Here is a 14,366-nt window from a genome sequence, read left to right on the forward strand (position 1 = left end):
TACAAGCAGGGGGTCACAGGTTCGAGCCCTGTTGCTCCCACCAATATCCGGCCCGGTAGTTCAGTTGGTTAGAATGCCAGCCTGTCACGCTGGAGGTCGAGGGTTCGAGTCCCTTCCGGGTCGCCATTTTTTTAATATTGGTGTGAATCATTTGTTTCACAATTTCATGCTGGTGTAGCTCAATTGGCAGAGCAGCTGATTTGTAATCAGCAGGTTGCGGGTTCGAGTCCCATCACCAGCTCCATTGTTTCATTCTAACATGGAGGGATTCCCGAGTGGCCAAAGGGGGCAGACTGTAAATCTGTTGTCAACGACTTCGGAGGTTCGAATCCTCCTCCCTCCACCATCAGATAAATAATGCGGGTGTGGCGGAACTGGCAGACGCACTAGGTTCAGGGTCTAGCGGGAAACCGTGGGGGTTCGAATCCCTTCACCCGCACCACTTTTTATCTGGAAAGGTGTCCGAGCGGCTTAAGGAACTGGTCTCGAAAACCAGCGCTCTCTTATCGGGAGCCGTGGGTTCAAATCCCACCCTTTCCGCCAGTAAATATTCGGCTCATCCGTAACAGCCAACATACATAGCATGCCCAGATAGCTCAGTCGGTAGAGCAGAGGACTGAAAATCCTCGTGTCGCTGGTTCGATTCCGGCTCTGGGCACCAAAGAATCGGCTTTTTGCAAACAGTTGCAGGGGGTCGGTTTTTTCCGTTTTTGCATGAAGTGTTACAAAAAGTCTTAAAAAAGTATTGCTAAATGATTTGGTTCCACATAAAGGTAAAAGAACTGCTCCTGGAAATCAGTCCACACCTGGTCCACTGTTCATCCTCCAGTAAGAATCTCTGTGATGCTAAGGACTCTTAGTCTCTTGCTTGGGAACTATTTATGAAGGGTTTATAGCAAATGAATTTTCAACTGCGTCAAATCACGTCATAATCAAGGCAAAAAATCATGACGCATGTAACCCTTTGTGGTATACTTAAATGAAAATAACACGGAGAACGAACCGTTAATCAATTCCCTGTAAATACAGAGCCCATCCTGACATCGTGGCAAACACATTCTGCGATAGGACACGAAGAGCCCTTGGTTTTATTTGGACGCTTTAACCTCGGGGGAGTGAGTAGCGTAACCGGCCTATGTTTTTTATTTGGCTGGTTTTTTTGTTTCAAAAATCAAGACGGGAGGAACCAACATGGAGTTCATCGTGGGAATTGGACAGATGGCTGTGAGCCGGACAAACAACGACCGAATGAGAACCTTTGCCTTGGCCAGTTGCCTTGGAGTGGTCATGTACGCACCCGAAATCCAGACCCTGGCCATGGCCCATATGCTGCTGCCCAGTTCACGAAACCATGAAGCAGAAGCTTTGGTAAAACCAGCCCAATACGTGGACACAGGCATTGATGCCCTTGTTAATGTGTTTCAGAACCGTCTGGGAGTTAAAAAACAGGAATTGGTGGTGTCTGTTTTTGGCGGTGCTGAAGCAGGCATCTGTCAACACTACAACGTCTCAGCACAAAACATAGAAGCCGCCATCACCGCCCTTAAAAAACATCAGCTAAAGGTAGATCGAATGGAGACAGGGGGCATCTTTGCCAGAACCATCACAGGCTATTCATGTGATGGGCACGTTGAGGTGACATGTGTTCCGATGATGATGAAGCTGCCAGGCAGACAGCTAAGGGCCTGAAGTCAAGGCACCGGTGCTCTCGGTGAGGGAATCCGGGTGAAAGTACACCTGCTGGCGGGGAAAAAAACCGGAAGATTGTCTTTTCCGGTATCAACAACTACGAACCACAGCATTACCCCATGGAACACGCCACGGGGGTCAACGAACAAATCTCTGCCCTCAACACCGTTGAAGCAGCCCTCCTGCTGCAGCCGAAAGCAGAAAAAATCGGTGTCATTGCCGGGTCAAGCCTGACAGAGCAGCGAAACCTTGCGATCTTTCAGGAAGAAATGGCCGGTTACTATCACCCCATTGCCATTCATTACCACAGCCAGCTGGAGCCGGAAGCATTGATTGAAGCCCTGGAAAACTACGCCGACCGGGACATCCTCATTGTACTGGGATACATGGCTACCCCCTCCGGCTAAAGCTTTTATGTGGAAGCCTTCATAAACCTGCTGTTGGAAAACAGCGAAGCCCCCCTCTCCGGACGGTGTAGTCCAGTACTGCAGCCATGCTGCGGCAATCATTCTGGGCAGTCCGTCAGGCCAGCTCAAAGGAAAAGAGCTGTTACCACTGGTGCATCCTGAGGATCGCTCCCTGACAAAAAAGCTTTTGAGCCAGCTGAACCATGGAAAAAGCCAGACGGGATCGGCGGTTTTTCCCATGGCTCATCAGGAAGGCCACTGGGTCTGGCTGGAAAGCAAGGGTCATAACCGCATGGCGGGTACAGGCATGGAAGGTTTTTTGCTAAACTGCCGGGACGTGACAGAGGGAATCGAGGCGGAAAAAGCCCTGCGGTACGAAAGAGACCTGTTCAACGACGGCCCTGTATTCACCATCGAGTGGGATCCGACACCAGGGTGGCCCGTACGGTATGTCTCTCAAAATGTCACTGAAATACTGGGGTACACCCCAGAGGAAATGACATCGTCAGGTTTTCTTTATGAGGCCCTGATTCACCCCGAAGACCTTCAGCGGTTAGTGGAGGAAGTGGACCACTACCGTTCACAGCATATCGATGTGTACGAGCAATCCTACCGTCTGAAAACCAACCATGGCCCATACCGCTGGTTTTATGACTTTACCCAGCGAGTAAGGGACGATGGTGGACAGGTGATCACCATACGGGGATACATGTTTGACCAGACGGAGGCGAAAGAAGCTCAGCAGAAGCTGGACGCGGCACTGGAGGAGGCCGAAGCAGCCAACCGGTCCAAAACCCAGTTCCTGGCCAACATGAGCCATGAGCTGCGCACTCCCTTAAACGGCCTCATGGGCATGGCCCAGCTACTGGAGACCACCGCCCTGTCTGAAGAACAGGCCGACTACCTGAGCTATGTCCTTCAGTCCGGCCAGTCCCTGGCCCGTGTGGTGGAAGATATCCTTCATTACACCAGCCTGAAACGAAAGGCGCAAAAGGTCAGAGAAGAGCCTTTCCAGCTGGATGAGCTGCTTCAGGAAGTGAAAGAGCTGCACCAGACAGCAGCAGTTCAGAAATCCCTATTTCTGAGGGTGTATCAGGAAGCAAGTCTGGCCAACAAACTGGTGGGGGACCGGTTCAAGCTGAAACAGATCCTGGGCATTTTGGTGGGGAACGCCATCAAATTCACGGAAACCGGCACCGTAGAATTGTGGGCTCTTTGTGACACCACGCTCTCCACCCCACAACGCCTTCGAGTCCGTTTCCAGGTAAGGGACACGGGCATCGGCATCCCCAAAGATAAACTGGACTACATCTTCCAGCGGTTCAGTCAGGTTGACGAGTCCCACACACGGGCTTACGGTGGCCTTGGGTTAGGCCTGGCAGTGGCACGAGAAGAGGCGGCCATGCTACGCGGTTTTATCACTGCCGAAAGCACACCGGGACGGGGCAGTGAGTTTTGTCTGCATACTTTTCATTATCTTGACCTGTCTCTGATAAGCAGTTTATTTTTGGGACCCTTTACAGCTTTCACCTAGTGTGAGTGTACAAGTTGTTTCAGACATGCTGGTTCTACATTAGTATTTTCAATTACTGCAGGAGTTTAAAAGCGCATACTTAACCATACTTTTCCTTCAAACGGTACAACACCTGGATCCTTTGGGCAACTTCGTTTTCCTGTGCAAAGGAAAGCACTTTTCGGGCTTGTCAATCTCTCGAAAAAAGGTAAAGACTTTTTTGAGAGCACCCATATCCTCCCACAATATATTGATGCTGCTATGAATACCCTGTCCGGCCAGTTCTTTTTGCAGCAGGCCGCAGAGTCTTATGGCAAGAATGCAGGTTAAGAGGTGATCCCTGATTTTTTCATCTGTCCAGTGGAAGATGGGTTTTACCGGCAGGTGGTCTGTATCTTTTATTTGAAGAAAAGATGATTCAATATGCCAGGCACTCCGATAGGCGTTGACGATTGCCTCGTTGGAGAAATCATCCCAGTCTGTGAAGAGTGCGGTTTTTCCCAGCAGCTACTGTGTTAATTGTTCCAGTGCTTCATCGGAGAAAGCGAAGTTCAGGTATGGTCTTCCTTCCTGCTCTAAGACTTCATACTGAAACAGTTCTTTCATATGTTCTGCTTTCAGGATGGTTTCCTCAGCTTTGGTGGCACTTTCTTTCGTGGGTTTCTTCCCATTTTTTGCCTTAGCGTGGGATTTGTCGGAAATGTTGGCGAGACCCCAAACAGTGTACTGGCACCTATGGCGAATATCTGATTGAGGATCAATTAACGTATGACAGGATAGTAAAAAATATATAGGAATACGTCTATTTATTCAGACAGCGAAGAGACAGAAAAAGTGTATAAATGAACCCTTAAAGCCGTCACCAAAAGTTGGGATTGAGTGAAGGACAAAATAGATCTTAAAAAAGATGACAAAATATGTCGAATTTATATAAAAAAACAGGATTTATCAGATTGTTTGTGTTATAATACTTAAAAAAAACAGAAGAAGCAAAGCACTCTTTTCATTAATCATGGCTGTCCCCGCAACAAGACAATAGGATAGTAAAGGACACGAAGAGCCCATGGTTTAAATGGACGCTTATAGCCATGGGGGAGTGAGTAGCGTAACCGGCCACATTTTGTTGGCCGGTTTTTTTGTTTGATTGATAAATTGTAAAACACATTAGGAAGAATGATAAAACAGCCTATAAGAACAACTGCTTCACATTACACTTGACAAGGAGAATGCCAATGAAACCCTGATCTCCACAGCTTTGATTACGCAGGCAAGTTACATATCCATGAAAAAACAGTCAGATTCAAGAGTAAGCGTTAACTTGATGCACCACAGAAACACACCCAATCGAAGGAGTTGAGATGAATGCACATACAAATGATCCGAAGTCAAAAAAACATTGCCCTGCTGTTGGCACTCATTATGATGGCATCTCTGGTGATGCCTGTATCGGTAATGGCCGACACAACCAATGAAACCCTGCCCTCAGGCACGGTGGCCTTTGCAATTGACCAGCCAGGCTACACCATCGACGGCCAGTGGCAGTCTTCTGATGCAGCCCCTTACATGCAGGACAACCGTACCATGGTGCCTGTACGCTTTGCAGCTGAAGCATTAGGCGCGACTGTGGATTGGAATGGTGAAACAAAAACTGTCACTGTGACAAAGGACAGTGATGTCATCACCATTGAAATCGGCAGCCGAAATCTCACCAAAAACGGCCAGCTCTTCATGGAAATGGACACCGTGGCAGTCATCGTAGACCCGGGCCGCACCATGATCCCCGTTTCCCGACTGGCAGAAGCCCTGGGAGTTCCCTTTGACTGGGATCCAGTGAACCGGATTGCCTACTTCATGCCCGGAACAGGAGAAGTCACCAGAACCACTGAAGACGACACATCCGACACCATCTTCGATGCCCCCGGCACCTACGGGCCCGAAGAAGGCACAGAAACCATCGACGGCAACGTACGCGTCACCGCCGCCGGCGTCATACTGCAGAACCTGACCATCACCGGCAACCTGACCATCACCGAAACCGTGGGCGATGGCGACGTCACCCTGAACAACATCACCGTGGCAGGCGACACCTTTATCCAGGGCGGCGGTATCAACAGCATCCATATCAATGGCGGGCAGTATGGCAAAGTGTATGTCCAGACAACAGAGACAGGGGCCGTACGGATAGTGGCTGTTGACGCAGACGGTATTGAGGTTGTCATTGCCGAAGATGCAACCGGCCAGAAAATCATCCTGGAAGGCACCTTTCAGCAAGTGACCATTGATGCCAAGGATGTGGTGTTTGAGACCAAAGGAGACACCAATATCAATCGTTTGGAGATAACAGAAAAAGCCGCCAATGCCACTGGCACTATTTCTGAAGGAACCACCATCAACAACGCCAGGATCGATGGTGAAAACAGTCAGTGGGAAGGAGCCACAGGAGCGATTAAAAGCGCTTCCGGTTCCAAGAGCGGCAATCAGGATGTGGATGACCCAGACAGCGTTATCCAAAGACCTCAGCCAACCCCTGCTCCAACACCCTCCCGGGACAGAGACAGAGACAGCAGTGCTCCCTCCACACCTGCTGTGACAGTGGGAGCCATCAATAACGTTACCATCAATGAAGGAGCAACAGCCACTAGAACAGTGGTCACAACCCCAACAGATGCCACCATCACAGCCGTTTCCAGCAATGCTGGCGTGGCCACTGTAGCAGTCAGTGGTAAAATCATTACCATCACCGGAGTCAGTGAAGGAACTGCAACAGTCACCGTAACAGGGACGCGTGCTGGCTATACCAACGGCACCAGAACCTTCACAGTAACCGTGACCACTCCTCCTCCGGGTACTTTTCCTGTCACTGCAACCATTAACCCTTCAGGCGGTGGTGAGGTCACAGGCACGGGCAACTATTATGAAGGCGCCAACGTAACCCTAACAGCCGTTCCAAACACAGGTTTTGAATTCATCGACTGGAACATAGGGGCTGAAACAGTCACAGGCAGTGTCTATGGGTTTACCATGCCGGCAGCGGCAGTTCATGCAACAGCCAACTTCTCGCCCACCTCAATACCGGTAAATTACTTTACTTTTGATCCGGAAACAAAAACAATCACCGGCTACGACAGTGCAGGTGGGTTGGACGTGATTATCCCCTCTGCAATAGATGGCATACCTGTGGAGAATATAGGTGAAAATGCATTCCGAAACAAATTGCTAACCAGTGTGACCATCCCCAACAGTGTCACCAGTCTCGGCTCATTGGCATTCGCACAAAACAAGCTGACCACTCTGACCATCCCTACAAGTGTCACCAGTATCAGTGAGTCGGCATTTGCTTACAACGAATTGACCAGCGTAAACATTCCAGCCAATGTCAGCACCATTGGAAGATATGCATTCGTAAATAACAATCTGACCACTCTGACCATCCCCAACAGTGTAACTCACATAGGAGAAGGTGCATTCGGATATAACAATCTGACCACTCTGACCATCCCCAACAGTGTCACCAGCCTCGGCATTTCTGCATTCGCATTTAATAATCTGACCACTCTAACCATCCCTACCAGTATCACCAGTATCAGTCAGGGGGCATTTTCTAACAACGAGTTGACCAGCGTGATCATACCAGCCAATGTCAGCACCATTGGAAGAAATGCATTCGAAAATAACAAACTGACCACTCTGACCATCCCTACCAGTATCACCAGTATCAGTCAGGGGGCATTTTCTAGAAACGAGTTGACCAGCATTACCATTGGCGCAGGTGTCACATTAGGAGACCATCTGCTGGAGGGCTCTGATCCTCCCAATAACCGATTCAGAGATGCCTATATAGCAGGCGGTGCAGGCACCTACACCGGTACACAGACAGGTAGCTGGATAAATGTTGTATATTTTTCTCATGAAGAAACTGCATCGATTCATGGGAACTTCATAACTATTACTGGCTATAATACCGCCGGCGGATTAGACGTGATCATTCCATCCACTATTAACGGGTTACCCGTGAAGCATATACAGGCAGAGGCATTCCGCAGCAAAGGTCTAACCAGTGTCACCATCCCTGACAGTGTCGAGGACATCGGCGAGTTCGCATTCGCTCTAAACAAATTGACCACTCTGACAATACCTACCAGTATCACCACTATTGAGCAATATGCATTCGCTGCAAACGAATTGACCACTCTGACCATACCTACCAGTATCACCACTATTGGTCAATATGCATTTTATAACAACGAGTTGACCACTCTGACCATACCTGACAGTGTCACTATTGGAAATAGAGCATTTGAAAAAAACAAGCTGACCACCATTACCATTGGCTCAGGTGTCACGTTAGGAGACCATCTGCTGGAGGCCGCTCATCCTGTCCACAATAACCTATTCAGGGATGCTTATACAGCAGGCGGTGCAGGCACCTACATCGGTGAACAGACAGGTGTTTGGGTGAAGATTCCGTAGGTCGAGGATGACTTTGAATCTAATGACGAAGGTTTTGTGGTTTCAGGAAACCCTGGGACTGTTTGGGAGTGGGGGGAGCCTGTTATTGGTATCTTGCCCCTTCAGGCTCGCACAGGTGCAAAATGTTGGTGAACCCACCTATGGGACAATTATCCAAACTGAATGAACGAAACCCTGCGATCACCGCAAATTGACATGAGCCCCTATACCACAAAAATAAACAGAGTTAACCTTTTGGAAAAAAACCGTTCTTTCAGCACTTGGCAGCAGTAATTGCAGGAGCACCAACTCATTACTTTCTGTTTACGGAGAGCCAAAGTCTCGTCTGAGACCAACGCTAAAACTAAAGCCGGTTCTTTTGAGCCTGTGTTACTGCTTTTCATGGCCAAAATGACACATTTTCGTAGTAAGGGTATGTGGCAGAAGGTAATCATTAACATTGAAACGCTTTTTGCCACACTTCGGCAAAAAGCGTTTCTTTTTGCCTCAACAACTTCGGAATGCTGCGGACGATTAAAACCCACGAAAGAGCAAGGCAAATCAATGTCTAATGTGGTACTCAAGGAATCGAACCATATCAATAAGGAATAGATTTTTCTATAATTAACCGCTTTTTGACATGTGAGTAAATTTCATATTTCGCCTTTTTGACGGAATAAAAAAGCGAACACTAACCAAACCCGTCATTAGACGGTACTTTCAAATAACAGTTATCATCAAATGCATTAGAATTACTAAATCAACCCCTTATCAATAGTATTATGAGAAGGATACATCAATCGTTCTAAGCCGCTTTGTTGACAACAGAGATCTGATTCACAGCAATGGTGCCAGCCAGCAGCACAACAGCGCACAACCTGAAGTGAACACCAGCCGACTTTCGACCAGAGGAACGCAGGCTTTCAAGCATCACATGGTTCTTTAACCGATGATTGCACCGTTCCACACTGCTTCTTAAGTTATACAGCTCTTTGAATCGTTTGGAATCGCGGGGCAACCCTGGGTATAGACGAGGATTTTCCTTCACATCCACCTTCAGTGTATATCCATAGTTGGAATTGGAACACCAGGCACTGCCGTGAGGACAGTCCACTTTTCTGCGATGACAACTCTGTCGGCTATTTGGGGTTTACCCGATCACGCAAATCTCTCAAAATAGCCAGTTCCAGCTCTTTTTCAGCCACCAGTCGTTTCAGTCGATCGTTTTCGGTGCTCACTTTTTGAAGTTGTTTCAGAGCTTGTTGCTCGACGCTTGCTGAACTTTCGTTCATGGCTTTCACGGTACCACATTCCCGGTACTTCTTAATCCAGGTGTGAATGGTGTTGGCGGAGATGTCATGGCGGCGGGAAACAACGCTGACGTTTCCGACTTCCTGGCATTCTCTGATGATTTGTTCTTTGAATTCATCTGAATATTGGCGGGTTTGTCTCATGAGATCAACTCCTTTAATCATAGGGTATCATGACTCAAGCAATTTTTCCAAATCCATTATGGGGCTAAATAGACTGGTTATATGGAGGATGTTTGTTTTGAAGTCGTTTTTTGAAAATGGTAATGATGTGTCTTCGGAGAAAAGGATGTGATTTGGAGACCAGGAGTATATTATGAAGTGGACAATGTAGTGTTTTGTCGAGGACTGTTGCATGAAATAATGGACGTGTACTACATTTTTGTTGCTAAAAAAATTAATATAAAACGTTCAAGTTAGCAACAAAAAGTCTTATTTTTGTCTCAAACTATATAGGATGACCTAACACTTAACAACACTTGATGGGAGAACAAAGTTACTGTACTATTGCAGCATAGGACTTTTAAGCACTTAATAACACCAAGGAAGAGTTGATAAAGTTCGCAAAAACAATGAAATCTATTACTGAAAATCCTCGTGTCGCTGGTTCGATTCCGGCTCTGGGCACCAAAGAATCGGCTTTTTGCAAACAGTTGCAGGGGGTCGGTTTTTTCCGTTTTTGAAGAAAGTAACACCCATTGAAAATAGTATCAAGTGAGTTCAACGCAGCAATCTGGGTAAAAGCATTTATAAGAAATTGTTAAGAGAGAAGGTGATGATATGAAGGCAACGACGATGTTATGGATGACGATGATTAGTCTGATCATTATTCTGACTGGTTGTGGCAGCACCGCAGAAGTTCCGGAATCAGCCGTCTATCAAAGTATATCTCCGGAAGAAGCATTTCAGCGGCTGGAAAATGAAGAGCAGATTATTCTGCTGGATGTACGGACTGAAGCAGAGTTTGAAGAGGGACACATTCCAGGCAGTATGTTAATCCCGTTACAAGTTTTGGCGGAAGAAGCTCCTCTGCAGCTATCAGACAAAGATGCGACCATTTTTATCTATTGCAGGAGTGGCCGCCGAAGTCTTGAAGCAGCAAAAATGATGCTGGAAATGGGATATACCCAGATTTACGATCTGGGAGGAATCCTTGATTGGCCCTATGATGTTGTGAAATAGATCGTTTCCATAGATTGCGGCATTAGTCAGAACCAATTTGACAGGCAGATGCACATCATGCTGTGAAGCAGGAAGAGAACGATGTGCTTTGCGTGGCAAGAGTCAACAAAACCCAGAAAGAAGACCAGAAGAGGACGGTGATGCAAATGAAAACGGTGGAAGAAAGCGTTGTGACGGCATTGGATGGGGGTGCGAACCTGGAAATATTTCCCTATTTACCCTATATTCTTCAGGATCTATGGGAGATTGGAACAGATCCCGAAACAGTGATTTCGATCATTGGCAGGCATTTCCAATCGCCGGAACAGGTCACCATGCTGGATTTGGGATGTGGCAAATGAGCTGTTTCTGTGAAAGTGGCCCATCGTAACGGTTCCTGCTGTCATGGTATTGATGCGATGCCCGCTTTTATTCAGTACGCTGAGAAGAAAGCAGTTGAGTTTGGGGTGGAAAAGCTGTGCCGCTTTGAGGTGGGTGATATCAGAAAAGCGGTCAATGAAATGCCGGCTGCTGATGTTGTTTTGCTGGGAGCCATCGGGCCGGTGCTGGGTAATTATGAAAGCACATTGAACCTTTTGCAGCTTCATTTGAAAGAGAACGGTCTGATCATCATCGACGATGCCTACATTGCTGAAGACAGCGAGTTTCGCCACCCATTGATACTTCCTTACCTGGAAATGAAACGACAGATTGAAAACGCTGGGTTCAAGATTGTTGAAAATCTTTCTTTGACAGAAGAAGAGGTGGCAGAATCTGAAGTTCCTCTTTTTGAGCCGCTGAAAAAACGATGTCTTGAATTGGCAGCACAGCACCCGGAAAAGCAGGCGTTGTTTCTGGATTATATCAAACAACAGGAAACTGAAGGTGATGTGAATGCACATCATGCCGTGTGCACCACCCTGGTGTTGAAACGACGTCATGAATAGAAGACCGAACAGGCCGTATATAAAGGCTGTATATAAAGAAGCAAATCCTTATCAAAATGGATGTGAAAGATCCGTTGACAGGGTTTTCTTTTTTGGTTAATATATAACTAAAGTAATGTAACATAAGTAATATATTTCTTATGCAACATTAACCATCCAAAAACATGGCAACCAATGCATTCAATCGTGGATGAAAAAGTCGTTTGTTGAACATCATGCATCAAAGAAAGGCGGATAAGAATGCCCCCCAAAACCAAATTTGATAAAGAAACTGTGATAGAGGCAGCACTGGAGATTGCGAAAGAAAAGGGACTCTCTGGAATCACTGCCCGAAGTGTGGCAACAAAGCTGAAAGCTTCAGTGGCTCCCATTTACGTCAATTTTTCGACCATTGAGGAGCTGGTGGAAACAGTGGTTCACCGAGTCTTTGCCATGACGGATGAGTTGCTGAAAGAACAGCAGGGAAGCAACATCTTCGAAAACATCGGGAGAGCCAGTCTGGCATTCGCCCGAATGTACCCGGCACTTTATAGAGAGATGACCATTGAGCCCAACCCCTACATGGCTTCTTACGATACAGTGGAGCAGGCGATGATTGAAGCTATGGGGGAAGATGAGCACCTGAAAGAATGGTCTTTGGAAGAACGCAAGCGACTGTTGCTGAAAATGCGCGTCTTTCAGATGGGGCTGACCACCATGGTGGTCAGCGGCCATGTTCCCTCATGGGTGGCTGAAGGAGAACTGGAAGAACTTCTCATGGAAGTGGGAGAAGAACTAATGAAAGCGCAGAATGAACCATGAAATGGAGTGGTGGAAAACTGGCAAAAGGGCTGAGGAAATAGGCAGTATGACAGAAAAACAGGAAAGTGATTGCTTATTGAATAAGAAATGAAAAAAGGAGTGCCATTATGAGTCGATTGAAAAACAAAGTGAGAGGATTCTTCGCCATAGGCATGATGCTGACACTTTTGGGGAATCCGATGACTGTCAGTGCTTCACCAACCATCCTGGAAACAGAAGAGCTCACAGCCTTTTTGGATGATGTGATTCAGAGGGAAATGGAAGCTCATCACATACCCAATCTTTCGGTGGCCGTGGTGCATAACGGCAGCATATTGACTGTCAAAGGATATGGATTTGCGGATTTGGCAACGAATGCTGCCGTTGATCCTGACAAGAGTCTTTTTCGCATTGGCTCCACGTCCAAATTGTTTGCCTGGACGGCGGTGATGCAGCTGGTTGAACAGGGAAAGCTGAATCTTGACACCGATATAAATGAGTACCTTGATTTTGAAATTCCCAACCGGTTGGAAAGACGGTGGCGTCAAGAAAAAGCGGGTCCGATTACCCTGCGCCATCTCATGGCGCATACCCCAGGTTTTGAAGACTATATGACTGCTGTTTTTTCCATATCAGAAGACAGCCTGAAACCTCTTTCCCAACAGGTTCGGGAGAATCGTCCGGCCCGGGTGTTTCTGCCTGGCGAAGTCACTGCTTACTCCAATTATGGCGTTTCCCTGGCGGGCTACGTTGTCCAGATGGTGTCAGGCATGCGATTTGAAGAGTATGTGGAAAAACACATCTTTAAACCACTGGGGATGGGCAACAGCACTTTCCGGCAACCTGTGCCGGAGGCAATGACCCAACAGACGGCCAAGCCTTACCGGTATGTGAATGGAGAATATATGGAAGCCGACTTTGAGTTCGTGTCGGGGCCGGCGGGGGGCATGAGCAGTTCCGCCGACGATATGGCCCGTTTTATGTTGGCCTATCTTCAGGGTGGGCAGGGAGTGGAAGGTCAAATTCTTCAGGAAGAGACAATTGACCAGATCTTCGGAGAAACGACCACCCCTCACCCACAGCTTGACGGCATGGCTCACGGTTTCATTAAAGCCACCTTTAACGGGAGAGAGGTTTTCCATCATCCAGGCGGCACCATGCTTTATGATACAGGCTTGTACCTGATTCCGGAAGAGAATATCGGATTTTTCATTTCTCACAGTGGGGGGAGCGCGCTGGTCAATAACAGGATCTTTCTCCAATTGATGGACCACTACTTTCCATGGGAGGCACAGAATGATTTAAAAATACCGGAGGGGATGGCCGATCGTTCAGCAGCTTATGGAGGCGAATATTATCAAAACAGGCGTTCTTTCACCAATACAGATGCGGCCTTAAGCCTTATTTTTGGCCGAATTCAGGTAATGACAGACGAAACGGGACATCTGCTGGTAACGAACATGGGGGAAACCCACAGGTTTGTTGAGATGGAACCGGGCATTTACCGAAACCTTCAGGAACGTCAAGCCCAGAAACATGGCGGTGATTTCCGTACCATTGTTTTTAGTACCGATTCCCTGGGAAAAAGCATGCTCATCACAAGTGGGCCCATGAGTTATTCCCGGGCCGCCTGGTATGAGAGCATCGGCCCCACCCTGGCAATACTTATGGGTTCCCTCTTGGTAATCATAGGCAGCCTGGCATTCTGGGGAGTTCAGTCACTGACAGGAAAATTTCGAAGGAGTAAAGGGCTGAAACCGGTGGCAGCATCAGGTTCGCGGTGGGCTAAAAGAGCAGCAGTGGCACTGGGATTGTTGGTATTCATCTTTTTACTGGGCGTTATGGCAGCCGGCGACATTGATCCGGTCTATCAGTTGCCACAAGAAGCCTACACGCCGCCATCTCAGCTGAGTGTGATGATGGATGCCACTATCCCTTATGCTATTGTGGCACTGGCAGCAGTGGTTCTCTGCCAGGCGGTGATTTCATGGAAAAAAGGCTATTGGCAAACTGCAGGAAGAATCCACTTCACAATTTTTGCCCTGGCATCGGGGGCTTTGTCCTGGCTGTTCATTTTCTGGAATATTGTTTGATTCAACAGAGGGCAAGC

General features: G+C 47.6%; 12 protein-coding genes, 6 tRNA genes and 1 pseudogene. 17 read left to right on the forward strand and 2 right to left on the reverse strand.

The features are described from left to right. Window positions 1–49 precede the first annotated feature (49 nt). The 12 genes and pseudogenes from AAIG11_RS05175 (at window position 50) to AAIG11_RS05230 (ending at window position 8,079) form a co-directional block, all read left to right on the forward strand. A tRNA-Asp gene (locus tag AAIG11_RS05175) sits at window positions 50–126 on the forward strand. A 42-nt stretch (window positions 127–168) separates the two neighbouring features. Beyond that, window positions 169–244 (forward strand) — tRNA-Thr (locus tag AAIG11_RS05180). 17 nt (window positions 245–261) lie between these two features. Further along, window positions 262–346 (forward strand) — tRNA-Tyr (locus tag AAIG11_RS05185). A 13-nt stretch (window positions 347–359) separates the two neighbouring features. Next, window positions 360–442 (forward strand) — tRNA-Leu (locus AAIG11_RS05190). A gap of 10 nt (window positions 443–452) precedes the next feature. Then, window positions 453–543 (forward strand) — tRNA-Ser (locus AAIG11_RS05195). Window positions 544–585: 42 nt separating this feature from the next. Next, a tRNA-Phe gene (locus AAIG11_RS05200) sits at window positions 586–661 on the forward strand. A gap of 530 nt (window positions 662–1,191) precedes the next feature. After that, a complete protein-coding gene (locus AAIG11_RS05205; protein ID WP_343185182.1) occupies window positions 1,192–1,689 on the forward strand; it encodes a chemotaxis protein CheD in 498 nt (165 codons plus the stop codon). Between the two features lie 119 nt (window positions 1,690–1,808). Then, window positions 1,809–2,096, forward strand: a complete 288-nt coding sequence (locus tag AAIG11_RS05210) for a hypothetical protein (RefSeq protein ID WP_343185183.1) — start codon at window positions 1,809–1,811, stop codon at window positions 2,094–2,096. A gap of 73 nt (window positions 2,097–2,169) precedes the next feature. After that, window positions 2,170–2,454: pseudogene (locus AAIG11_RS05215) on the forward strand (PAS domain-containing protein); the annotation flags it as partial. Beyond that, window positions 2,434–3,630 (forward strand): PAS domain-containing sensor histidine kinase, encoded by a 1,197-nt coding sequence (locus AAIG11_RS05220; RefSeq protein ID WP_343185370.1) that lies wholly within the window; start codon window positions 2,434–2,436, stop codon window positions 3,628–3,630. The pseudogene AAIG11_RS05215 and the gene AAIG11_RS05220, both read left to right, overlap by 21 nt. Window positions 3,631–3,771: 141 nt before the next feature. Further along, a complete protein-coding gene (locus AAIG11_RS05225) occupies window positions 3,772–3,939 on the forward strand; it encodes a hypothetical protein (RefSeq protein ID WP_343185184.1) in 168 nt (55 codons plus the stop codon). A gap of 1,032 nt (window positions 3,940–4,971) precedes the next feature. Beyond that, a complete protein-coding gene (locus AAIG11_RS05230; RefSeq protein WP_343185185.1) occupies window positions 4,972–8,079 on the forward strand; it encodes a leucine-rich repeat protein in 3,108 nt (1,035 codons plus the stop codon). A gap of 784 nt (window positions 8,080–8,863) precedes the next feature. Here AAIG11_RS05230 and AAIG11_RS05235 read toward each other — a convergent pair. Then, window positions 8,864–9,172: a transposase gene (locus AAIG11_RS05235; RefSeq protein WP_343185186.1), complete on the reverse strand. Its 309-nt coding sequence runs from the start codon at window positions 9,170–9,172 to the stop codon at window positions 8,864–8,866. Window positions 9,173–9,197: 25 nt separating this feature from the next. Then, a complete protein-coding gene (locus AAIG11_RS05240; protein ID WP_343185187.1) occupies window positions 9,198–9,512 on the reverse strand; it encodes a transposase in 315 nt (104 codons plus the stop codon). Window positions 9,513–10,172: 660 nt separating this feature from the next. On the opposite strand from AAIG11_RS05240, the gene AAIG11_RS05245 reads away from it, so the two are divergent. From AAIG11_RS05245 to AAIG11_RS05265, 5 genes are all read left to right on the forward strand, one after another. Beyond that, a complete protein-coding gene (locus AAIG11_RS05245) occupies window positions 10,173–10,550 on the forward strand; it encodes a rhodanese-like domain-containing protein (protein WP_343185188.1) in 378 nt (125 codons plus the stop codon). 62 nt (window positions 10,551–10,612) lie between these two features. Next, on the forward strand, window positions 10,613–10,891 hold the full coding sequence (locus AAIG11_RS05250) for a hypothetical protein (protein ID WP_343185189.1): 279 nt from the start codon (window positions 10,613–10,615) through the stop codon (window positions 10,889–10,891). 9 nt (window positions 10,892–10,900) lie between these two features. Next, entirely contained in the window at window positions 10,901–11,476 is a 576-nt protein-coding gene (locus AAIG11_RS05255) for a methyltransferase domain-containing protein (protein WP_343185190.1), read from the forward strand. A 240-nt stretch (window positions 11,477–11,716) separates the two neighbouring features. Beyond that, window positions 11,717–12,277: a TetR/AcrR family transcriptional regulator gene (locus tag AAIG11_RS05260; protein WP_343185191.1), complete on the forward strand. Its 561-nt coding sequence runs from the start codon at window positions 11,717–11,719 to the stop codon at window positions 12,275–12,277. A 107-nt stretch (window positions 12,278–12,384) separates the two neighbouring features. Next, a complete protein-coding gene (locus AAIG11_RS05265; RefSeq protein ID WP_343185192.1) occupies window positions 12,385–14,349 on the forward strand; it encodes a serine hydrolase domain-containing protein in 1,965 nt (654 codons plus the stop codon). The last annotated feature ends 17 nt before the right edge of the window (window positions 14,350–14,366 follow it).

This window comes from Anoxynatronum sibiricum (assembly GCF_039414295.1).
GTDB classification, from domain to species: Bacteria; Bacillota; Clostridia; order Peptostreptococcales; family Tindalliaceae; genus Anoxynatronum; species Anoxynatronum sibiricum.